The sequence below is a fragment of the Streptomyces dengpaensis genome (assembly GCF_002946835.1).
In the GTDB taxonomy this organism is placed as follows: domain Bacteria; phylum Actinomycetota; class Actinomycetes; order Streptomycetales; family Streptomycetaceae; genus Streptomyces; species Streptomyces dengpaensis.
In genome coordinates this window covers 7,888,133-7,910,563 of the sequence record NZ_CP026652.1, presented here as the reverse complement: position 1 = coordinate 7,910,563, position 22,431 = coordinate 7,888,133, and the positions used below count along the sequence as shown (strand labels likewise).

The 22,431-nt window shown below is 70.5% G+C and carries 18 protein-coding genes and 2 pseudogenes; 12 read left to right on the top strand and 8 right to left on the bottom strand.

Features of this window, described 5'->3' with window-relative positions; genetic code table 11:
- The first annotated feature begins 239 nt into the window (after positions 1-239).
- The 11 genes from C4B68_RS36880 (at position 240) to C4B68_RS36830 (ending at position 12,750) form a co-directional block, all read left to right on the top strand.
- Positions 240-1,322: a TauD/TfdA family dioxygenase gene (locus C4B68_RS36880; RefSeq protein ID WP_099502270.1), complete on the top strand. Its 1,083-nt coding sequence runs from the start codon at positions 240-242 to the stop codon at positions 1,320-1,322.
- Between the two features lie 38 nt (positions 1,323-1,360).
- On the top strand, positions 1,361-2,368 hold the full coding sequence (locus tag C4B68_RS36875; RefSeq protein ID WP_180289269.1) for an ornithine cyclodeaminase family protein: 1,008 nt from the start codon (positions 1,361-1,363) through the stop codon (positions 2,366-2,368).
- Positions 2,359-3,744, top strand: coding sequence for a type III PLP-dependent enzyme domain-containing protein (locus C4B68_RS36870; protein WP_099502271.1), 1,386 nt, complete (start codon positions 2,359-2,361; stop codon positions 3,742-3,744). The genes C4B68_RS36875 and C4B68_RS36870 overlap by 10 nt, the downstream gene beginning before the upstream one ends.
- Positions 3,745-3,849: 105 nt before the next feature.
- Positions 3,850-4,878, top strand: coding sequence for a cysteine synthase family protein (locus C4B68_RS36865; RefSeq protein ID WP_099502272.1), 1,029 nt, complete (start codon positions 3,850-3,852; stop codon positions 4,876-4,878).
- 5 nt (positions 4,879-4,883) lie between these two features.
- Positions 4,884-6,311, top strand: coding sequence for an MATE family efflux transporter (locus tag C4B68_RS36860; RefSeq protein WP_099502352.1), 1,428 nt, complete (start codon positions 4,884-4,886; stop codon positions 6,309-6,311).
- A 159-nt stretch (positions 6,312-6,470) separates the two neighbouring features.
- Positions 6,471-7,622, top strand: a complete 1,152-nt coding sequence (locus C4B68_RS36855) for a Gfo/Idh/MocA family protein (RefSeq protein WP_099502273.1) — start codon at positions 6,471-6,473, stop codon at positions 7,620-7,622.
- Between the two features lie 280 nt (positions 7,623-7,902).
- On the top strand, positions 7,903-8,922 hold the full coding sequence (locus tag C4B68_RS36850; protein ID WP_099502274.1) for a sugar ABC transporter substrate-binding protein: 1,020 nt from the start codon (positions 7,903-7,905) through the stop codon (positions 8,920-8,922).
- Complete coding sequence (locus tag C4B68_RS36845; protein WP_167459231.1) at positions 8,922-9,998, top strand: ABC transporter permease; 1,077 nt, start codon at positions 8,922-8,924, stop codon at positions 9,996-9,998. The genes C4B68_RS36850 and C4B68_RS36845 overlap by 1 nt, the downstream gene beginning before the upstream one ends.
- 4 nt (positions 9,999-10,002) lie before the next feature.
- On the top strand, positions 10,003-10,911 hold the full coding sequence (locus C4B68_RS36840; protein WP_099502276.1) for an ATP-binding cassette domain-containing protein: 909 nt from the start codon (positions 10,003-10,005) through the stop codon (positions 10,909-10,911).
- A gap of 123 nt (positions 10,912-11,034) precedes the next feature.
- The gene (locus C4B68_RS36835) at positions 11,035-11,292 is read left to right on the top strand and encodes a DUF1876 domain-containing protein (RefSeq protein ID WP_167459230.1); all 258 of its coding nucleotides are present in this window, start codon (positions 11,035-11,037) and stop codon (positions 11,290-11,292) included.
- A 126-nt stretch (positions 11,293-11,418) separates the two neighbouring features.
- Positions 11,419-12,750: a phosphoribosyltransferase gene (locus tag C4B68_RS36830; RefSeq protein ID WP_099502278.1), complete on the top strand. Its 1,332-nt coding sequence runs from the start codon at positions 11,419-11,421 to the stop codon at positions 12,748-12,750.
- A 135-nt stretch (positions 12,751-12,885) separates the two neighbouring features.
- On the opposite strand, the gene C4B68_RS36825 is transcribed toward C4B68_RS36830, so the two are convergent.
- Genes C4B68_RS36825 through C4B68_RS36815 form a run of 3 tightly spaced genes read right to left on the bottom strand, consistent with a single transcriptional unit; the run spans position 12,886 to position 18,058 of the window.
- Positions 12,886-15,075 (bottom strand): bifunctional serine/threonine-protein kinase/ABC transporter substrate-binding protein, encoded by a 2,190-nt coding sequence (locus C4B68_RS36825; protein ID WP_099502279.1) that lies wholly within the window; start codon positions 15,073-15,075, stop codon positions 12,886-12,888.
- Positions 15,075-17,207 (bottom strand): bifunctional serine/threonine-protein kinase/ABC transporter substrate-binding protein, encoded by a 2,133-nt coding sequence (locus tag C4B68_RS36820; protein ID WP_099502280.1) that lies wholly within the window; start codon positions 17,205-17,207, stop codon positions 15,075-15,077. Before C4B68_RS36820 ends, C4B68_RS36825 begins: the two co-directional genes overlap by 1 nt.
- On the bottom strand, positions 17,207-18,058 hold the full coding sequence (locus tag C4B68_RS36815) for a hypothetical protein (protein ID WP_240634590.1): 852 nt from the start codon (positions 18,056-18,058) through the stop codon (positions 17,207-17,209). The genes C4B68_RS36820 and C4B68_RS36815 overlap by 1 nt, the downstream gene beginning before the upstream one ends.
- A 359-nt stretch (positions 18,059-18,417) precedes the next feature.
- Between C4B68_RS36815 and C4B68_RS36810 the strand changes: the two genes are divergently transcribed.
- Positions 18,418-19,011 (top strand): TIGR03086 family metal-binding protein, encoded by a 594-nt coding sequence (locus C4B68_RS36810; protein WP_167459229.1) that lies wholly within the window; start codon positions 18,418-18,420, stop codon positions 19,009-19,011.
- Positions 19,012-19,882: 871 nt separating this feature from the next.
- Here C4B68_RS36810 and C4B68_RS36805 read toward each other — a convergent pair.
- From C4B68_RS36805 to C4B68_RS36785, 5 genes and pseudogenes are all read right to left on the bottom strand, one after another.
- Complete coding sequence (locus tag C4B68_RS36805) at positions 19,883-20,416, bottom strand: GNAT family N-acetyltransferase (protein ID WP_099502282.1); 534 nt, start codon at positions 20,414-20,416, stop codon at positions 19,883-19,885.
- Between the two features lie 197 nt (positions 20,417-20,613).
- Positions 20,614-20,874 (bottom strand): annotated as a pseudogene (locus tag C4B68_RS36800) (proton-conducting transporter transmembrane domain-containing protein); the annotation flags it as partial.
- A gap of 228 nt (positions 20,875-21,102) precedes the next feature.
- Positions 21,103-21,453 carry an ArsR/SmtB family transcription factor gene (locus C4B68_RS36795; RefSeq protein WP_048820334.1) on the bottom strand — a complete coding sequence of 117 codons (351 nt, stop codon included), beginning with the start codon at positions 21,451-21,453 and terminating at the stop codon, positions 21,103-21,105.
- A 228-nt stretch (positions 21,454-21,681) separates the two neighbouring features.
- Positions 21,682-21,960 (bottom strand): annotated as a pseudogene (locus C4B68_RS36790) (STAS domain-containing protein); the annotation flags it as partial.
- 48 nt (positions 21,961-22,008) lie between these two features.
- Complete coding sequence (locus tag C4B68_RS36785; RefSeq protein WP_099502354.1) at positions 22,009-22,428, bottom strand: ATP-binding protein; 420 nt, start codon at positions 22,426-22,428, stop codon at positions 22,009-22,011.
- Positions 22,429-22,431: the final 3 nt, after the last annotated feature.

The following is a 22,431-nucleotide window of genomic DNA, read 5'->3' as shown; positions in this document are numbered from 1 at the left end:
GTTCTTAGGGTTGCCTACCCTAATGACAATCGTTCCGCAAGATGGCGGGAGTTTGATCCACCTGCCAAGCTGCACGTCAGTTCGACATCAACTCACCCCAAACGAAGGGATGTTGGCTAGTTCACCCTCCCGAAAGACAGCTAAGGTTTGCCTTACCTAAGTCAACTGCTAGCGTTTGGCCCGTTCACAGCTAGCGCACAGCAAACCCCCACACCCTTCGAAGAACGGGACCTTTCGCCATGCGCACGGCAGCCGCACCTGTCCGCACGCTCGATGCCCACTCTGTGGCCGAACTCCGCCAGGCAGCACAGGAATTGCTCGCCGAATTCGGCACATCCGCCGCCTCCGCGACCCTGTTGGAGCGGGTCGCCCAGACCGCCGACGCCTTCAGCGACACCCTGCGCCACCACTGCCGCCCCGTGGACACGGCCGACGGGCTGTACGTCCTCGCCGGACTCGACGTCGACGGCCACAACCTCGGTCCGACGCCCACCAGTTGGGCCGACGCGGGCGACCGCGGCGCGCTCCACGACATCACCCTGCTCCTGCTGGCGACCGTGATGGGCAACCCCATCGCCTGGGAAGGACAGCAGGACGGCCGTTACGTCCACAACATCGTCCCCTCCCCCGGGCACGAGGACGAGCAGACCGGCGCCAGCAGCACGGTGCTGCTCAGCCCGCACACCGAGGACGCCTTCCACCCGGGCCGCGCCCATCTGTTGATGCTGAGCTGCATGCGCAATCGGGACAACATCGCGACCACCGCCGCCAGCATCCGCCAGGTCCGGCTCGACGAGGCCGATATCGCCCTGCTGACCCGGCCGTTGCTGCCGATCCTGCCGGACGACGCGTACACCGAGGCCCAGGGGTTCGACGGCGGAAGCCCGCCCTTGGTGCCCACCCTCTTCCACGCCCAGGACGGCCTGACGCTCCGCTTCGATCCGGCCTACACGCCGCTCGCCGACGCCTCCCCCGCGCACCGGGCCGCCTACCGGCGTCTGGAGGACGAACTCGCCCGCGTCTCCCGCGCGGTGAGCCTGAACCCCGGCGAAGTCCTCGTCGTCGACAACGACATGGTGGTGCACGGCCGGGTGCCCTTCCGGGCCCGCTACGACGGCACCGACCGCTGGCTCAAGCGCGCCTCCGTCGGGGTTCCCGGGCGCCGCTCCCGCCCGCTCGCCGAGGCCGACGAGCACGGCTACGGCCAGGCGGCCGTCGAGGCGTACGACAGGAGTCGAGCCGGCTCTGGAGCCTACGGCCAGAGTCGAGCCGCCACTGAAGCGTCTGGCGCGCCTGACGCGCCTGACGCGCACGCGAGCTGAACGCCCTCTCCCGCTCCTCACCCTGGAGGAACACCACCGTGACCGACCTCACCGGCGCCCCCGGCGACGACCAGCACCTGCGGATCCTCTCCACCAGCGACCTCGCCGGCATCGACATATCCCTGGCCGACGTGGTCGACACCGTCGAGGGCGCCTACCGCACCCTGCACGCCGGGCAGTCCGACAACCCCCGCAAGCTGACGGTCAAGCCCGCGGACGGGCACTCGGTCGCGTACGCCATGCTCGGCCGGGACGGCTCCCGCGACGTGGTCGCGATCAAGACCTCGTACAAGCACGGTCTCGACAAGGGCCGCGAGGAGCAGCACTACTACACCTCGCTGACGGTCTACGACGACGTCACCGGGCTGCCCGTGGCGATGATGGACTGCTCGCGCATCGGATCGCTGCGCACCCCGGCGGTCTCCGCGCTGCTCGCCCGAGCCTGCGCGGCGCCGGGCGCGCGCAGCGCCCTGGTCATCGGCACCGGAACGCAGGGGCGCCTCGCGCTGCCGTTCCTGCTCACCACCCTGCCGGACCTGGACCGGCTGATGCTGTTCGGCACCCACCCCGAGGGCATCGAAGCGGTGCGCGAGCAGTTGCGCGCGTACTATCCGGACCGCGAGGTGGAGGTCGTCACCGATCTGCGGGCCGCCGCCGGGAACGCGGACGTCATCGTGGCGACGGCGGGCGGACACACTCCGGCCGCCGTCGAGGCGGACTGGCTCAGGCCCGGCGCCCTGTCGATCCTCGTCGGCCACGGCCTCGCGCCGTCCACGCTGCACCGGGCCGACCGTGTCATCGCCACCAGCGAGGCGCAGATGAACGTCACCGGCACCGACATGGCGGACGCCGACGGCAAACTCCCCGCCGTGGACGCCGAGTTCCCGCCCGTGCTCGCCGGGGTGACCGCCGGCCGTCACTCGGCGACGGAGCGGATCTTCGCGTACAACAGCGGTCTCGTCGTCACCGACATCGCACTCGGCCACCGCTTCGCACAGCTGGCGCTGGCTCAGGGACTGGGCACGGAGGTGGCGTTGTGGCGGTGAGCGGCGCGCCCTCCGGGACCGACGGGGGACCTTCGCTCCCGGCGCTGCCCGATCCCGCCACCGAGGCGGTCATCGCCAGCGGGCTGCTCGAAGAGCTCTCGTACGCGTTCGGCGGGCCGTTCCACTTGCTGCTGCCCGACGCCTTCGACGCGAACCTCCGGGCCCTGCACGACGCGCTCGCGGACGCGGGGGTGGACGGCTTCGTGTACTTCGCCAAGAAGGCCAACAAGGCCGCGGTGTGGGTGGAGCGCGCCGTGGCCGGTGGGGCGGGCGTCGATGTCGCCTCCGTCGGTGAGCTGCGGGAGGCCCTTGGGCACGGGATGCGCGGGGAGAACCTGGTCGTCACCGGGCCCGCCAAGGACGCTCTGCTGCTGCGACTGGCGGTCCAGCAGGGCGCGTTGATCGCCCTGGACACCCTGGACGAACTCGACGCGCTCGTCACGACCGTGCTGAGCGGACACGTTCGACCGGGCCGGATCCTCCTGCGCTGCCTGCCAGCGAGCCAGCCGCACAGCCGCTTCGGCATGACCGAGGCCGAACTGGCCACCGCCGTGAACCGCTGCGTCCAGGCGGGCGAGGCGATCCGGATGGAGGGCTTCAGCTTCCATCTGTCCGGTTACGCCATCCAGCCGCGGGCCGATCTCGCGGGGCGCCTGGTGGAGGCGTGCCTCAAGGCCCGCGTGCTGGGACTCGAGGCGAACCGGATCAGCATCGGCGGTGGCCTGGCCGTCCGTTACACCGACGCCGACAGCTGGCGGGACTTCCTCGGCGCGCAGAACAGCGGTCACTATCACGCGGGCAAGGCGTACAACTCCGGGGACTTCTACCCGTATTACTCCCGCGTGGCAGACGCCGACGCGCTGCGGGCCCTGCTCGCGACGCGTCCCGAGGGATACGACCGGACGGTGGCCCAGCTCTTTGACGACTCCGGGATCGTCCTGCTGCTGGAGCCGGGGCGCGCGCTGTTGGACAAGGCGGGTGCCAGCGTGTTCCGGATCCAGGGGGCCAAGAACCGTGACGGGTATCAGCTGCTGACCGTGGACGGGACCAGCCTGAGCCTGTCGGAGCAGTGGTTCAACAGCGAGTACCTGCCCGAGCCCCGTTTGCTCTCGACGGGTGCGGTGGCGCCGGTGGGCATCTACCCCGCGGCCGTCGGCGCGGCCACCTGTCTGGAGTCGGACATGCTCACCTGGCGGAAGATCCCCTTCCCCCGGCGGCCTCGGGTCGGCGACCTCCTCGTCTACCCCAACACGGCCGGATACCAGATGGATTCGAACGAGTCGTCCTTCCACGACCTGCCCCTGCCGCCCAAGGTCGTCGTCGACCACACCGACCGCCGCCGTCCGCGCTGGAGACTCGACCGGCACTTTGTCTGACAGCTCGTCAGAGCTGTACCCCAACCGCCACTTCGCCTGACGCCCCCGCGCCGCCCGGCCCACGTCGCCCGACCCCGTGTCGCCCGACCCCCACAGGAGCATTCGATGCCCGGAGCACTTCAGCGGCCCGCCGTGGTCTCCCGTGTGTCCGACCTGATCGGCTGCACGCCCCTTCTCGAACTCGCCGTCACCGAGACCGGCAGCCGCCTGCTGCTGAAGCTGGAGATGTTCAACCCGACCGGCACCGCGAAGATCCGTATGGCCCGCCAGATGATCACCGACGCCGAGGAGCGCGGTGAACTGCGGCCCGGTGGACGGATCATCGAGTCCACGTCCGGCAACACCGGCCTGGGACTCGCCGTCGTCGCCGCCGAGCGCGGCTACACCTTCACCGCCGTCGTCGACCATCACGCCAGTGCCGACAAACTGCGCGCCATGAAGGCCCTGGGCACCGAGCTCGTGTACGTCGACGACGACGGCACCGAGGAACTCGCCACCGCCGCGCGCGAGGAACTCGCCGAGGAGATGGCCCGCGGCCAGGACAACACCATCTTCACCGAGCAGCACAACAACCACAGTAACGGTGTCGGTTACTTCCCGGTGGCCCACGAGCTGCACGAGGCGCTCGACGGCAGGATCGACGTCCTCGTCGGCGCCGTCGGCACCGGCGGCGGACTCTGCGGGACGGCCCGTGAACTCCGGACGCTCATACCCGGCTTCACGACCATCGGCGTCGAGCCCAAGGGATCCATCGCGTTCGGCGGCCCCGCCCACGACTACTACCAGTCCGGCACGGGCACCCCCGAGGGCGCCGAGATCGGTGCCCTGGTCGACTTCGACCTCATCGACGAGGGCGTCAAGGTCGGCGACGTCGAGGCGTTCGCGGCCTGTCGCGCGGTGGCCCGTACCGGGCTGCTCATCGGCGGCTCCGCGGGCGGTGTCGTATACGAGGCGCTGACCCGGCTTTCCGCACTGCCGCCGGGCACCACTATGGTCGCGCTCATCAACGACGGCGGGGAGAAGTACCTGGACACGGTGTTCAACGACGACTGGATGCAAGCCCGTGACCTGCTCGCGCCCGCCGCGGAACGGGACATCGACGAGCTCCTCACCAAACTCCGCAGGAACCGATGACCCCCATGCTGACCACTCTCCTCCGCGACAGCCGCGCGCTGGCCACCCTCGCCGTCCCGCTCGTCCTCACCCAGCTCGCCCAGGTCGCCCTGACCACCACCGACACCGTGATGATGGGGCTGCTCGGCACCCAGGAACTGGCCGCGGGCGGTCTGGCCATCGTCATCTTCAATCAGCTGCGCACCATGGGCGTCGGGCTCGTCACCTCCGTCGGCAACCAGATCGCCGCCGCGGCGGCCCGCGCAGAACAGGCCGAGAAGGCCGAACAGGCGGGAGAGGCCGAACGGGGCGGTGAGGACGCCGAGGTCGCCCGCGAGGAAGTCCGCGGCATTCTCCGCGCGAGCCTGGCCCTGGCCACGCTCGCGGGTCTCGCGGGGGCCGTCCTCATGATCCTCATCGGCCAGTCGCTGACCTGGCTCGGGCAGGACGCCGCGGTCGTCGACCGCGTCGAGACGATGCTGCTGGCGCTCGCGCCCGGCCTGCTGCCCTGTCTGTGGTTCCAGGTGATCCGCCAGTTCACCGTCGGCTTGCGGCGCCCCCAGGCGCTGCTGCGCATCACCGTCGTGTCCATCGGGGTCAACGCGGGCCTCAACTGGGTCCTGATCCACGGTACTTGGGGGCTCCCCCGGCTCGGTCTGACCGGCATCGGCGTCGCCACCTCCACCGTCTATCTGCTGTCCTTCCTCGCCCTGTACGTCTCGGCGCGTCGGGACGCCGAACTGGCGCCGCTGCTCACGCTGAACGCCGCCAAGGCCGCACCGGCCACGGTCAAACGGCTCGTCGGCCTCGGCGTGCCGATCGCGGCGACCTACGGTTCGGAAGCCGGGTTCTTCTCCCTCACCGCGCTGATGGCCGGCTCCTTCGGCCCGGCCGCGCTCGCCGCGCACACGGCCGTCAACCAACTCGTCTATATCGTCTTCCAGGTGGCCGTCGGCCTCTCGCACGCCGCGTCCATCAACGTCAGCCGCGAACTCGCCCTCGGCAGCATCGGCGACGCCCGCCGCATCAGGAACACCGCGCTCGCCTGCGCCGCTGCCGTGATGACCGTCGTCGGCACCCTCTACGTCACCGTGCCGAAGCTCGTCCTCGCCCCGTTCCTCGACTCGGGCTCCGACCGCGCGCTCGACATCGCCACGCATCTGCTCGTCGTCACCGCGTTCCTGCAGTTCTTCGACTGCTCGCAGAACATCGGCATCGGACTGCTGCGCGGCCTCGACGACACGAAGAGCGGATTCCGGATCACCCTCGTCGGCTACTGGGCCGTCGGCCTCCCCGCCTCCTGGCTGCTGGCCTACCCGCTCGGCCTGGACACCGTCGGCATCTGGCTCGGCCTGCTCACCGGACTGGCCACCACCGCCGTCCTCCTGCTGCGCCGCTATTCGGCGTCGCTCACCGACCGGGCCGCCGCGGTTCCGGCACCGGCACCGGCCTGATCGCGCGGCGGGGGTGGGCCAGCAGCCGAGTTCCTCGACGGCGGCCGGCACGGCCCGCCGCTTCCGCTCACGGACCTGGCCGGAGCCGCGTTGACATGTCCAGGGACGGCGTTCAGTGTGATCCGCAAGGCTGTGGGACCGGTCCGAAGAGGAGCAGTCATGGTGCGTGCGCTGGGCGTTGCCGTCGTGGGGTTCGGCTGGATGGGACGGGTGCACACGCAGGCGTACGCCCGCGTCCGGCACCACTTCCCCCAGCTGTCCGTACGACCCGAACTCATCGCCGTCGCCGACGAGGTGCCCGGCCGCGCCGAGGAGGCAGCGGCGCGGTACGGCTTCGCCACCGCGGCCCGGGACTGGCGTGAGGTGGCCGCCGACCCCCGGGTCCAGGCGGTGAGCATCACCGCGCCGAACTTCCTGCACCGCGAGATCGGCGTCGCCATGGCCGAGGCGGGCAAGCACCTCTGGATCGAGAAGCCGGTGGGCCTGACCGCCGATGACGCCCGAGCCGTGTCGGACGCGGTGGCCAAGTCCGGCGTCCAGGGCACCGTCGGCTTCAACTACCGAGGCACGCCGGCCGTGGCGGCCGCCCGGGAACTGATCGCTTCCGGCGAGATCGGCACCGTCACCCACGTCCGCATCCGGCTGTTCAGCGACTACGCGGCCCATCCGGAGTCCGCGCTGACCTGGCGCTACGAGCGGGAACGGGGTGGCAGCGGGGTCCTCGGCGACCTGGCCTCGCACGGAGTCGACCTGGCGCGCTTCCTGCTCGGCGAGATCGCGGCACTGACCGCGGACACCGCGATCTTCCTGCCGCAGCGGGCCCGCCCGACCAGTGCGACGGCCGGTCACGCGCGTGCGGCGGGCGGCGAGTTGGGCCCGGTGGAGAACGAGGACTACGTCAACTGCCTGCTGCGCTTCGCCTCCGGCGCGCGCGGCGTCCTGGAGGCGTGCCGGGTCTCGGTGGGCGAACAGAACAACTACGGCTTCGAGGTGCACGGCACCCAGGGCGCGGTCTTCTGGGACTTCCGCCGCATGGGCGAGCTGGCGGTCAGCCGGGGCACGGCGTACCAGGACCAGCCGGTCAGCACCGTGTACGTCGGCCCGGGGCACGGGGAGTACGCCGCCTTCCAGCCGGGCTCGGCCAACGCCATGAGCTACGACGACCTCAAGGTCATCGAGGCGCACCATTTCCTGCGCGCCATCGCCGACAACACCCCGTACGGCGCGACGCTGGTTGACGCCGTTCACAGCGCGATCGCGCTGGATGCCATGTCACGCTCCGCCGAGCAGGGAGTGTGGGTGACCCTGTGAGCCTGGCTTGGGCGCGGGGGTGAGGCGCGCATGGTCGACGCCGTTGGGTGCGGTCGGCGACCCCTCTCGCCATTTTGTCCTGACATTCGGACCTATTCCTGAAACGATGTCTTAACAAAGCATTGACAGGCGGGTACAACAGGGGCTTGTATCCCGTCCCAGCGAAAGAGCCGCGCCACCGCCACAGGGCCCGGACGTGCCGGTCCGTGCCCCCAAACGGGCCTCGCGCCCCGCGCCGTCCCGTTCCCTTTCCCCGGCCGCACAGTGAGGTGCTGGAAAGATGGACCGCACGTTTCACCCCCGCTCCCGTAAGGTCGCCCCACTCGTCGCGATGGCGGCGGCGTCCGCGCTGCTCATCGCCGGCTGCTCCAGCAACTCCGGCGGCAAGAAGTCAGAAGAGGGAGAGGCGGGCGCGTCCGCCGGCAAGGCCAACACTCCCCGGATGACGATCGCGCTGGTGACCCACCAGTCGCCGGGCGACACCTTCTGGGACATCGTCCGCAAGGGCGCCCAGGCCGCCGCGGCCAAGGACAACATCAAGCTGATCTACTCCGCCGACCCGAACGCGGGCAGCCAGGCCAACCTGGTCCAGAACGCGATCGACCAGAAGGTCGACGGCATCGCGATCACCCTGGCCAAGCCGGACGCGCTGAAGGACGTCGTGAACAAGGCGAAGGCGGCGAACATACCCGTCGTCGGCCTCAACTCCGGTGTGAGTGAATGGCAGAAGCTCGGTCTGATGGAGTTCTTCGGCCAGGACGAGACGGTGGCGGGCGAGGCGCTCGGCAAGCGGCTGAACGAGGCCGGCGCCAAGAAGGCCGTCTGTGTCATCCAGGAGCAGGGCAACATCGGCCTCACCCAGCGCTGCGACGGCGTCGCGAAGACGTTCTCGGGCTCGGTCGAGACCCTGAACGTCAACGGCACCGACATGCCGTCGGTGAAGTCGACGATCACCGCCAAGCTCAAGCAGGACAGCGCCATCGACTACGTCGTCACCCTCGGCGCCCCGTTCGCGCTGACCGCCACGCAGTCCGTGTCCGACGCGGGAAGCAAGGCCAAGGTCGCCACCTTCGACCTCAACAAGGACCTGACCGGCGCCATCAGCAAGGGCACCATCGAGTTCGCCGTGGACCAACAGCCTTACCTCCAGGGCTACTTGGCCATCGACTCCCTGTGGCTCTACAAGAGCAACGGCAACTACAGCGGCGGCGGTGAGCAGCCGGTGCTGACCGGCCCGGCCTTCGTCGACAAGAGCAACGTCGACGCCGTGGCCCGGTTCGCCGCGAAGGGCACTCGGTGATGAGCATGGCCCAGCCGGCCGGTCCGGCGGTGACCACACCGCCGGACCCCGGCCGCAAGGAGACCGACGGGCGGACGGCACGGCGCCCCCTGGCGCTGCGGGTGCTCGCCCGGCCCGAGGTGGGTGTTTTCCTGGGCGCCGTCGCGGTGTTCGTCTTCTTCCTCGCCGTGGCGCCGTCGGTCCGCTCCGGCAGCTCCATGGCCACGGTCCTCTACCAGTCGTCGACGATCGGCATCATGGCCCTGCCCGTGGCGCTGCTGATGATCGGCGGCGAGTTCGACCTGTCGTCCGGCGTCGCGGTGATCACCTCGGCGCTCACCGCGAGCATGCTCAGCTACCAGCTGACCATGAACGTCTGGACGGGCGTGATCGTCGCACTGGCGCTGTCGCTCGGGATCGGCGCGTTCAACGGCTGGATGATGGTCAAGACCGGCTTGCCGAGCTTCCTCGTCACCCTCGGCACCTTCCTGATCCTGCAGGGTGTGAACCTCGCGGTCACCAAACTGATCACCGGCAACGTAGCGACCGACGACATCAGCACCATGGACGGCTTCGACCAGGCGAAGGCGATCTTCGCCTCGTCCTTCGACGTCGGCGGCGTCCAGGTGAAGATCACCGTCGTGTGGTGGCTCGTCTTCGCGGCGATCGCCACCTGGGTCCTGCTGCGCACCAAGTACGGCAACTGGATTTTCGCCGTCGGCGGCAACCAGGACAGCGCCCGCGCGGTCGGTGTGCCGGTGACCTTCACCAAGATCACGCTGTTCATGACCGTCGGCTTCGGCGCCTGGTTCGTCGGCATGCACCAGCTGTTCTCCTTCAACACCGTGCAGTCCGGCGAGGGCGTCGGCCAGGAGCTGATCTACATCGCCGCCGCGGTGATCGGCGGCTGCCTCCTGACCGGCGGTTACGGCTCCGCGATCGGCCCGGTCTTCGGCGCCTTCATGTTCGGCATGGTGAACCAGGGCATCGTCTACGCGGGCTGGAACCCCGACTGGTTCAAGGCCTTCCTCGGCGTGATGCTGCTCGGCGCCACCCTCATCAATCTGTGGGTCCGCCGCACGGCGACCCGGAGGTGACCCCATGACAAGCAACGGAACCGGTACGCACGGCGCCACCCTCAAGGACACCGCACCCCAGGAAGATGCCCCCGTCGTCGAACTGCGGGGCGCCGGCAAGTCGTACGGCAACATCCGGGCCCTGCACGGCGTCGACCTCGCCGTCCGCCCCCGTCAGGTCACCTGCGTCCTCGGCGACAACGGCGCCGGCAAGTCCACCCTGATCAAGATCATCTCGGGCCTGCACCAGCACACCGAGGGCGAGTTCCTCGTCGACGGCGAGGCGGTGCGCTTCACCACCCCGCGCGAAGCCCTCGACAAGGGCATCGCCACCGTCTACCAGGACCTCGCCACCGTCCCCCTCATGCCGGTCTGGCGGAACTTCTTCCTCGGCTCCGAGATGACCCTGGGGCCCTGGCCCGTCCGGCGTCTCGACATCGCCCGCATGAAGAAGACCGCGGACGACGAACTGCGCAACATGGGCATCGTCCTCGACGACCTGGACCAGCCCATCGGCACGCTCTCCGGCGGCCAGCGCCAGTCCGTGGCCATCGCCCGCGCGGTCTACTTCGGCGCCCGCGTGCTCATCCTCGACGAGCCGACGGCGGCGCTCGGCGTCAAGCAGTCCGGTGTCGTCCTGAAATACATCGCCGCCGCCCGCGACCGCGGCCTCGGCGTCATCTTCATCACCCACAACCCGCATCACGCCTATATGGTCGGCGACCACTTCAGCGTGCTCCGGCTCGGCACCATGGAACTGAGCGCCGACCGCGGCGAGGTCAGCCTGGAAGAGCTCACCAACCACATGGCGGGCGGTGCCGAGCTCGCCGCGCTCAAGCACGAGTTGGCACAGGTGCGCGGCGTGGACGTCGAGGAGCTCCCCGAGGCGGAGGACCTCCAGGCACCCGTGGCGGCTTCCGAAGAAACCCCCTGACATGTCCACTCCCCGGGGCCCGCGAACGCATCGGCTCCCGGCGCGGCCGCCCGGCGCTGGACCGGGCACCGGGACAGGCGCAGGCTGAGAAGAGTGAGGAACCCGCGCACGGAAGTGATCACGATGGAAACCAAGCAGTGGACCGTGCAGATCTACATCTCGGAGGAGGGCGACGACACGCACGCGCGTGCCGTGCTGACCACCCGCGACACGTCGACCGTCACTGGCAGGGGCGTGGCCCGGCGCAATCCGATCGACCGGCCCATCCCCGAGATCGGCGACGAACTCGCCGCCAGCCGTGCCCTGGAGGACCTCGCCATCCGGCTGCATGATGTCGCGGCCGACGACATCGTGGAGCTGGCGGGCCCTGTCGCCACGTGACAACGCCTCTCCACGCGGTTCGGGGCACCGGGGCGATCTCCTCTGCCGAGCTGGGCGGAACGCGTTCCAATAGAGGTAAGGGCGGCTTGCCGCGCTGACGCAAGCGCGCGCTCGAGGAGGTGGCGCATGCGCTACGACGACCGCACGGACGCCGGGCGTCGCCTGGCCCGGCGCCTGGAGTACCTGCGGGGCGAGGACGTGGTGGTACTCGGGCTGCCGCGGGGCGGGGTTCCCGTGGCGTACGAGGTGGCCCGGGGCCTCGACGCGCCGCTGGACGTGCTCGTGGTGCGCAAACTCGGGGTGCCGTGGCAGCCGGAGCTGGGGTTCGGAGCCATCGGCGAGCAGGGCGTACGCGTCCTCAACCAGGACATCCTGGACGAGACCGGGCTGAGCACCGACCGGCAGGAGGCGGTCGAGCAGACGGAGCGAGCCGAATTGGAGCGGCGCGTGAGCCGCTACCGCGCCGAGCGCGTCCCCGTGCCCGTGGCCGGGCGCACCGTGGTGATCGTGGACGACGGTCTCGCCACCGGCGCCACCGCCGAGGCCGCCTGCAGGGTCGTACGGAACCAGGGGGCGGCGCGGATCATCCTCGCCATCCCGGTCGGGCCGGAACGAACCCTGCCGCACCTGGACGCGGTGGCCGACCAGGTCGTCTGTCTGCAGGCGATTCGCTACTTCGGCTCCGTCGGCGCCTGGTACCACGACTTCGCCCAGACCAGCGACACGGAGGTCGCCGCGCTGCTGGCCCGAGCCGACCGCCCCACCACGACGGCTCCGCTCCCGGACACTCCGGGTGATCCCCCGCCGGACCGCGACGTCGAGGTGCCCGCCGAGCACGTACGGCTGGCCGCGCTGCTGGCGCTCCCCGATGCCGCCCGAGCTGTGGTCGCGTTCGCGCACGGCAGCGGCAGCAGTCGGCACAGCCCCCGCAACCAGTACGTCGCCACCGCACTCAACCGCGCCCGCCTGGGCACCCTGCTGCTCGACCTGCTCACCGAAGACGAGGAAGGCGACCGGGGCAACGTCTTCGACGTCCTCCTGCTGGCTCGGCGCCTGGAGGCCGCGGCGGACTGGCTGCGCCGGGAAACCGACCTGCCCGTGTGTTACTTCGGGGCGAGCACGGGCGCGGGCGCCGCCCTGGAGGCCGCCGCCGACGACAACATCCAGGCGATCGTCTCCCGCGGCGGGCGCCCCGACCTGGCCACCCCGGCCGCACTGGCACGGGTGCGGGCCCCGACCCTGCTCATCGTCGGCAGCCGCGACACCCAAGTACTCAGCCTCAACCGGCTCGCCGCGGACCGGATGCACTGCGAACACCAGCTCGCCGTCGTCCCCGGCGCCACCCACCTCTTCACCGAGCCGGGCGCCCTGGACACCGTCGCCGAACTGGCCCGGGACTGGTTCACCACCCACGCCGCACGGCCGGACGCGGACGTGCCGCCGCGCAGATCGGCGTGACCGCCGCCGGTCCACGCGCGCCCGCGCCCCGGGTGCCGCTGCCTCATGTCACGCACAACCGGCTCACCCATGCCCGGATACCAGCACGGAGGCCGTGCCGGATCGACACGTGGCGAGCGTTTCCAGCCCGTGGACTCACTTGACCTGGTCGTAGCGTCCCAGGAAGCGGAAGGTGTTCCCTTTCGCCTGGAACAGGAAGTACAACGCGCCGGACTTCAGGGGGTCGACGCCGTTGGTGCTGACGTGGAAGGTCTTGGCGAGTCCCTTGTAGGTGACGTCGAAGAGTCGCGGCGATACGGATCGTGGCTGGACGTCGGCCGAGCCGCCCAGCGACTTGAGGGCGCGGGCGACCAGTCCTACCGCGTCGTACGCCTCCGGGGACCAGCGGCCCGGTGTGGTGCCGTACTTCGCGCGGTGGGCGGCCTGGAAGTCGCGGGACACGCTGCCGGGGTCGGTGAAGGGGGTGCCGAACAGCCAGTCCTGGCCCGCGGGTCCGGCCTGCTGGAGAAAGGCCGGCTGCATGATGTGCCAGGTGCCCTGGCGCGGTCCGGAGAAGCCCGCCTCGGTGAGTGCGCGCGCGCAGCGGGCGGCGCGTTCGGGGGATGTGCCGCTGAAGACGACGGCCTGTGCCTTGGCGGCGAGGGCGGCGCGGACGGCGGGGCCGAAGTCGTCGCTCTCGGCGGCCACGGAGTGGACGCTGGTCGTGCCCTCCTGGGGCGGGTTCTGCTCGACTTGGTTGGTGACGTCCGAGCCCGTCGGGCCCGCTGCCCGGTCATCGATGACGGCCGTGCGGTCGACCGGTTGTACCTCGGTCAGGTACGAGAGCAGCGGGAGCGCCACGTAGCGCTCCGGGGCGCGGGTGACGCACAGGGTGCGCAGCCTGGCATCGTCGAGTCTCGCGTCGTCCACGGAGATGAGCACCATGCCTGTGTCGGCGGCCAGGTAGAGCGGGCCGGCGGCGAGCGCCGCGGAGGCGGTGTTGGGCCCGAGGACCGCGCTCACCCCGGCCCCGGTGAGGCGCTGGGCCGCCTGTTTGGCCCACGTCGCGTCGCCCCGGTCGTCGACGGTCTCGAGGGCGAGGCGGAACGTGATGCCGGCGCGCGCGTTGTGCTGCTCCACGGCGAGCCGCGCCCCGCGCTCCTGCGCCACGCCGTTCGCCTTGTTCGCGCCGCTGAGGTCGGCCTGGAAGCCGAGGGTGTGTACGGGAAGCGCGCCGCCCTGGCCGCCTCGCCCGGCCGTCAGGTAGGCGGTGGCCCCGCCGCCGACGGCGAGCACGGAGGCCGCGGCGCTTCCCATCAGCAGCACACGCCGTCGGCTCGGGGGGCGAGCGTCCTGTGGGTGCGTGAATCCCGGATCGGCGGCCGGATCGGCGGCCGGGTCGTCGTCCGCGGGTTGGCGTGTGGGGCGTCGGGGGGTGGGCACGTCCAGCGCCCGTGCGGAGCGTTCGGCGACCACGCGGAGGATCGCGGGCGGCAGCCAGTGCTCCCGTTGGGCCTCGGCGATCTCCCGCGCGAGGGAGATGCGCGGGTCCCGGAGCGCGGCGGCGACCTCCTGGGCCGTGGGCCGCTCGGTCGGGTCCTTGGCCAGGCAGGCCCCGATCAAGTCCCTCAGCTCGTCGGGGACGTCCGCCAGGTCCGGCTCCTCGTGCACCGTGCGGAAGAGGACGCCCGCCGCGTACCCGGTGCCGAACGGGCGCCGGCCCGAGGCCGCGTACGCCATGACACAGCCCAGCGAGAAGACGTCGCTCGCCGGACCGACCTCCCCGGCGGCCTGCGCCTGCTCCGGCGCGAGGAAGCCGGGCGTGCCGACAACGGCGTCCGGTGCGGTGAGCGCGGTGGCACCCGCGGCATACGCGATGCCGAAGTCGATGAGGCGGGGGCCGTCCAGGGCGAGGAGCACGTTGCCCGGTTTCACATCGCGGTGCACAAGTCCGGCGTCGTGTACGGCACTCAGCGCGTCGGCCAGCCGGGATCCCAGGGTGCGTACGGCGGTGACAGGCAGTGCGCCGAAGCCGTCGACCGCCTCGACCAGGGACGGTCCGGGAACGAACTCCGTGGCCAGCCACGGCTCCCGGGCCTCCGTGTCGGCGGCCACGACCGGCACCAGCCAGCGCCCGGTCAGACCACGGACCGCCGTCACCTCGCGGCGGAACCGAGTGCGGAAGGCCGGGTCCACCGCGTGCTCGGCTCGGATCGTCTTGAGCGCGACGAGCGCCCCGCCGGGCATACGCGCGAGGTGGACGACGCCCATGCCGCCCGCGCCGAGCCGGGCCAGCAGCCGGTGTCCGCCGATGTCCTCGGGGTCGTCGGCAGTCAGAGGCTCCATCAGAGGTCCACCCTGCCCGCGTAGGTGTACCGGCTGCCCGTCACCTCGTAGCGGAAGGTCTCGTAACCTTCGAGCAAGTGGTACTTCTGGTCGAACGCATAGGTGCGGACGAGTCCCTTGTACGTGCCCTTCGCCAGCAGGTTGTACAGCTTGGTCCGGGAGGGCCGGCCGCCGGCCTCGGTGATGCGGGCGATGACCATGCGGGCCACGTCGTAGCCCTCCGCCGCCCAGTACGGCGGTGCGGCGCCGTAGCGTTCGCGGTAGGCGGTGGCGAAGGCGCGGACGGGGGAGGCCGACGGATCGATGTACGGGGCGAAGACCTGCCAGCCATCGGCGGCGGCGCCCGCGGCGGTCAGGAACTCCGGTTCGGCGGCGGTGTAACCGAGGACGCGCAGTCCGGTGAAGTCCGTCCGCGCGAGGGCGCGCGCGACGGCCGCGGCGCGGGCCGGGGTGCCTGTGTAGACGAAGCCGTCCGGCTTCCGCGCGACCATCTCGGCGACCACCGGTGCGAGGTCCTCGGCCAGCCGCGGTGCGACGCGCGGCTCACCGACGATCTTCAGGAAGTCGAGGCCCCCGAACATCGCGCGGCCGAACTGCCAGGCCGGGATGCCGCCGTCGCGGTCGATCAGCACGCCCACGCGCTGGGCGCCCTGGGTCTGGAGGGAGAAGGCGGCCGTGCCGGGCAGGCTCGTGTAGCCGGGGACGGCCTGGAGGAAGTGGCGGGGCTCCGAGACACCGTAGGGGTACTGCGCGGAGGAGGCAGTGAGCTGGGGGACAAGCTCTGCGTCGTAGCTGTCGAGACTCGCACCGGTGGTCTCGTCGCCCGTCGAGCCGATGACGGCGAGCAGGTCACGGTCGGCGGCGAGGGCGCGGGCCACCTTGACGGCGCGGGTCGCGTCGCCCTGGTCGTCGACTGTCTTGAGGGTGAGCGTGAAGGGCTTGTCCTTGCGGGAGTTGAACTGCTCGACGGCCAGCCGTATCCCGCGTTCCTGAGCCTGTCCGACGGTTTTCTGCGGGCCCGTCAGGTCGGCCTGGACGCCGAGAATCCAGCGGCGGGCACGGGGCGAGGCGGCCGACGCGGTGCCGTCTTCGCGCAGGGCGGCCCAGGCGGCTGCACCGCCACCGGCCGTGAGCAGGGCCGCGCCGCCGAGCAGCAGGAAGCGGCGGCGGCTGGAGGGGCGCGGCGATGTGTCGGCAGGCGTCGGCTGCCCGTCCGCCCTCGCGTCGAGGGCCGTCGCCTCGATGTCCGGGAGGGCGAGCATCGCGGCGGAGCGGTCCGCGATGAGTCGTACGACGGTGTCGGGCAGCCAGTCGACGGTGTCGTGGGGCGTGTCCTCGACCAGCGTCTCGTCCACCTCGCGGGCGGTGGGCCGGGCGCCCGGGTCCTTCGCGAGGCAGCGCTCCAGGAATGCGCGCGTGTCGTCGGGGACACCGTCGAGGTCGGGCTCGTCATGCACGGTGCGGTAGAGGAGGGCGTCCACGGCTCCGGTGCCGAAGGGCGGGCGGCCGGTGGCGGCGTAGGAGAGGAGACTGCCGAGGGCGAAGACATCACTGGCGGGCGATGCGGGCTGCGCCTGGGCCTGCTCCGGGGCGAGGAAGCCGGGTGTGCCGACGACCATGTCGGCCGAGGTGAGCGCGGTCTCCTCGGTCGCCCGGGCGATGCCGAAGTCGATGAGGCGGGGGCCGTCGACGGCGAGCAGCACATTGCCGGGCTTGACGTCGCGGTGGACGAGTCCCGCGTCGTGTACGGCGGTCAGGGCGCGGGCCAGCATCCGGCCGAGGATGCGCACACCGCGCGGAGGCAGCGGACCGCAGGTGGCGACGGCCTCGGCGAGCGAGGGGCCGGGGACGAAGGCGGTGGCCAGCCAGGGCGCGGGGGCGTCCGGGTCGGCGCCGGTGACCGGCACGGCCCAGGGGCTGTCCACGCGCCGGGCGGCGGCGACCTCGCGGCGGAAGCGTGCGCGGAACTCGGGCTGGTCGGCGTACTCGGGCAGGATCACCTTGACGGCGGCCAGTTCCCCCGACTCGGCACGGCCGAGATAGACGGCGCCCATGCCGCCGGCGCCGAGCCGGGCGAGCAGACGGTGGCCGCCGATGCGGGCCGGGTCGGAGGGGGTGAGTTTCCCGGTCATCAGCGGTCGCCCTTCGTGCCGGCGGACTGTGACGCGGAGGCCGAGACGGCCGCGGTGGGCGTATCCCGCTCGATCGCGAGTCTGAGCCTGGACCCCATGCTGACGTGCGGATCCCGCAGCCGGTCGAACAGGTCTGCCTGGGACCAGCCCTTGGAGCCCTCGGCGGAGACGGCGAGGGTGAACTGGCCGATGCGGGTCTGCCGCCAGACGTACTCGTGGGGGCCGCCGACTTCGGCGCTCGTGTACTTGCCGGTCTCCGTGAGGGAGTCGTCGGCGGACTCGTTCCCGGCCTCACCGAGGGAGAACGGGATGTCGTTCAGTTTCGTGACCCTCTCGTCGGAGCGCAGTTGCTGCGCGGGGCAGCGCATCATCTCCTCCAGGACCTCGGCGTTCTCCCAGTCGGCCTGCTCGGGGGTGCGGTGCACCGTGACGACGGCGCTCAGCCGCAGCGGGCCCTTTTTGCCGTACGTCGGTATCTCGTAGGAGCGGGTCAGGGTGGCGAGGACGTCCTTCGGGAGTGCCTGCTGATGCCAGACACAGTCGTCCCCGAGAACCGCCCACAGCTGGGGGTCGCTTTCGTACGGATCCCGGCGGACAGTGTCCGGGCCGAACTCGGAAGGTTTCGCAAGGACCTCCCGGACCAGGGCAGCGGCCTGGGCCGCGGACGTCGGGAGTTTGGCCGGGTCGGTGTCGACGACGGCGGTCGGCGACGGGGAGGCGGTTCCCGTGACACCGGCCTTCTGCGGAGCAGTCGATCCGGACGATTCGGCTCCACCTGAGGTGCAGCCCGCCAGCAGTAACCCGCACACCGCGACCGCACAGCCAAGGCGCACCGGTCCCCCGTTCCCCATCACAAGCCTCCTGAGATCACCTGTTCACCATGCGTCGGCCAGGATGCTACGCAGCAACTTCCATACAGTGACCAGCGGTTGACGATCACGTGGCTGAGCTGTGCCACACCTGTCACACGACCCCGGCACGGCAGGAGGCCGCACGCGCGGGTCCAACTGGTCGGCGCTGTCCTGGCCGTGCAGAACGACGAATGGGCCAAGGCCCGCCGCAACATGGACCGCGAAACGTTCATCGATTGCGAGCTCGGCCCTCCGCCTGTGCCCGGCTCCAGTGCGGCCGGGAGCCGGGGGAAGCACCGCAGTGCGCGTGCGCGCAAGCTGCGATGTTCTTGGTCGGCTGGGCCTACTACAGTGCAGCAATGCACACCAGACCCCTGGACAACCGGCAAGCACTGCGGATCGTCAACGGCTACTTCGGCGAATTCCTCAGCCGGATACCGGACGAGGGCTGGGAGCTTCCCACTCCCTGCACCGAATGGAACATCCGCGATCTGGTCCAACACGTGACCAGAGGCCACATCGCCTTGGTCCGTGCGCTCCACCCCGACATGTCCGCGTCCGAGCCCGCGGCCGCGGGCTCGGACGACGAGGTGGCAGACACATGCCGTCTGTGGGCATCGAAAGCGCAGGCCGCAGTCGAGGCACCAGGAGTGCTGGAACGCACGGCACACCACTCGTCGCTCGGCGAGATGACCGGCGACTCCCTCACCCTCATCCGGTGGGGCGATGTGTGCGTCCATGCCTGGGATCTGGCCCAGGCCATCGGCGCGGACTTCACACCCGACCCGGAACTGGCCCTCGCGGCGCTGGAGTGGCTGGTCCCTTTCTCTCCAGGCCTCAGTTCCACCGGGCACTTCGCCGAAGTCTCCGACCCTGGCCCCAACACCGCACCCTTCACAAGGGTTCTCACCATCACAGGACGCATGACAAACGCACACCGCGCACTCGGTTGATGTGCGTGCCGGCTATGCCGTGAATAGTCCGAAGACCACCTCAGGCCCGCCACCGCGCCCAGCAACTCACGGCCGAACAGAGGCGTACTGCCACCACCCGGTCGATGTTGGCGCTTCTCAAAGATGGTTCTGGCAGCGATCTCGTGAAGTCCGAGGTCAGGGTCGCCACCGCCCTGCGAGAGATGTCCTTCCGTCCCTTCGAACGGCCACTGGACCTCCTCGGGCTCAACTGACCAGCGGCAACCCAAGATCACGAGACTTTGCAATCGCCCTGGCCGCCCTCCACCGCCCTCCGCCGCCCTCCGCCGCCCTCCGCCGCCCTCCGCCGTCACGTCCGTACGACGCTTGCCGCGCCTGGGTCGATGCTCCTGAGTCGCCCGGAGTCCTTCCCTCACGGCCACCTTGGCGGTGTACCCCCTGAGTGCCTGTGGAGATCGCTTTCGGCCTCGGTCTCGTTGCGCTCCCCCTTCGACATGTGCAAGGCGTGGGGACGGCCGTTGGCCTTCCGGATCGTCATGAACCCCGGGCAGAGGTCGTCCTCGTGGGCTTCCAGGCAGTACTTCGGACTGATAGTTCCGGTAGATCTGCTCAAGCAGACCGGGATACTCCGGGTGCCTGGTCCTCCTCAGGAGCAATGCTCGAGACCGGATGTCTGTGGATCGGCCTCGGGTTGAACCTGAACTCGTCGTATGCCAGGCGGCAGTGGCCGAAGCCTCGGTGATGCCGCTCACCGAAAACGGCTCTGGCCGCAGTTCCGTAAAAGCGCAGGTCAGCGACGGGAATGTAACATCCTTTGCCTGGGTGTCCGCTCCGTGACGAGGGCGTATGGACAGCGGTCGGCTGTCTTGTGGTCATCGATGGTGCAGCCGGTTCATGCCTGGAACTCGGTGAGATCGATGGTGTGAACGCGCAGCGGATAGCCGTACACCGGGTGCGTCGCCTCTCGCTCAGGCACCATGCCGAGCTTGCGGATGACGTTCTCGGAGGCGTCGTCACCCACCCGGTGGATGCTGATGACGCGGTCGAGACCGCGGTCCTGGAGTGCGAACTCCAGTGTGGCGTGGGCGGCTTCGGACGCATATCCCTGGCCCCAGAACTGTGAGCCGAGCCGCCAGCTGATGGCCACGGCGGGCAGTACCTCCGGCAGGAACTCGGGCACGGACAGACCCGTGAAGCCGGCCAGTTCACCCGAGGCCAGCAGCTCGACGGCGAAGAGTCCGAAGCCTTCCTCGTCCCACTCCTCCTCCCACCGCTCGATGGCCTCTGCCGTGTGGTCCAGGTCGCGTACCGAGCCGTCGTCGATCCAGCGCATGACCCGCGGGTCGGCGTTGATGTCCGCCATCGGCGCGAGGTCGTCGTCATGCCAGCGACGGAGAAGAAGGCGGGGAGTGTGGATTTCGGTCATGGCGCCCATCCTGCCGAAGGCAAGGGCCTCATCGGTAATCCGGCGCTCGCCCGTGCTGCCGCTCCGGGACCGCAAGGCATCAAGCCGCCTGCACCGCACACCGTGACGGGTGAAACATCGGGCCGACGGCCGGGCAGATGACGTGCCGCCCCCTCGTCCAGGGCGACTTGTAACGCACGCCGGACGGTTGCCCACCGTCACAGGTCGTTGCCCGCGTAGGACAGGTTGAAGCTCTTGTTGGTCAGCGGGAAGTCCGGGACGATCGTGTCCGCCAACGCCACAGGCAGGAACCCGCTGCCGGGCGGCAGTGCCACGGCCCCGAGTGCGGCGACCGCGAACAGCCCGGCGGTGGCCGGCATACGCGCCCGCAGCCCGCCCAGCCGGTCGAGGTCCCGCAGGCCGGTCGCCCTCAGCACCGACCCAGCGGCGCAGAACAGCAGGGCCTTGAACGCCGCGTACATCGGCAACGGCGCCCTCGACGCCGTACCCACCCGCGAACTCACCGCAGTTGATCGCGCAGTCCCCCACCGCGACCACCAGACGGGGCTCGCTCATCGCGGCCACCGTGCGCCGCAGCGGCTCCGCCATGTTTGCCCTTATGGAGAATTCTGGTGAAGGCGGCCGCCTCCCGCTCCCGCAGAGCGCTGTCCATCTCTCGGGAGGCGGCCGCCGGTCGACGGAAGTCACTACGACGGCGGCTTTGCCTCCCCCTGCGCGGCCTGCAGGTCGGCGAGCAGCTCGGCCTGGCCGGCCAGCACGCCGGAGAGGATGGTGCGGGCGACCCGGAGGAGTTCCGCGACGTGCGGGCTGGTCAGCGAGTAATACACGGTCGAGCCCTCTTTGCGGGTCACCACCAGGTTCGCCCGGCGCAGCACCGCGAGCTGCTGCGACAGATGCGCGGGCTCGATGCCCACCTCGGGCAGCATCTCCGCGACCGCGTGCTCACGCTCACTCAGCAGCTCCAAGACCCGGATGCGCGCCGGGTGGCCGAGCGTCTTGAAGAACTCGGCCTTCAGTTGGTACAGCGGCGTACTCACCGCGTCACCCCCTTCCCGGTACAGCAGCATGGCCCCGCCGGCCGGGCCTCGGCGCATCGCATCCACCCATTCGTCAAGCACATGCGGCCCATCCTCGCCTGCGGCTCCGGCAGCACCGAACCCGCGCCAAGGAACCGGGCCGCCGAATCCAGCGATGAGGACCTCAGGAATTGCTAATGTTAGCAATTCCTGAGGTCCTGTGAGGAGGATTGCGTGAGGATCACCCCGCTCGCCGATCGGGACGAGGGAGCCGTCGGCGGGGATGGCGGCCAGCTCCAGGCTGCGCCCCGCCTCCGTCAGACGGCGCGCGGCTTCAGCGATCGCCACCTGTCCCTCGGCCGATCAGCTGCGCAGGTCGGCCAGATCGACGACAACCGGTCCGGTGCCGCGGGCCAGGGCCCAGCCGACCGCGCCCGTGAAACGGCGAACCGCGTCCGGGCCGAGGAATCCGGAGACGGAGAGAATGCCGAGGTTCTCCTCGACGGTGTAGCGCCCGTCGATGGTCATGATGGTGTACTTCCTTGTGCGGGCGTCGGCAGGAGACGTGGCGACCGGTCAGAGGGGGAGGGTGATCCAGATGCTCTTGCCCCGGCCGTCGGCATCCGCGCGAACCACCGCCGTGCCTCCCAGGGCGAGGACGACCTCCATGACGGTGGCGATGCCGCCGGTGCCGGTCACCGCCCCGGATAGCAGAGGCTGGTAGGGGTGGCGGTCATGGACGGCGAAGGCCAGGCAGTCCGAGCCCGCCGCGTAGATCACGGTCACCTGCGGGGAGAGGACGGCGGCGTGCCGGACGCTGTTGGTGACCAGCTCGGCAAGGATGAGCAGGGCCGGGTCCACCGTGGGGTGACGCAACCCGATCCCCCACTCGACCAGGGCCAGCTCTGCCGCCTCGCGGGCCATCCGTACGGCGGACGGTTCGGTGGGCAGCGTGAGCACGTGCCGGTGGGGCAGAGCTTCGAGCTGTGTGGACATCAC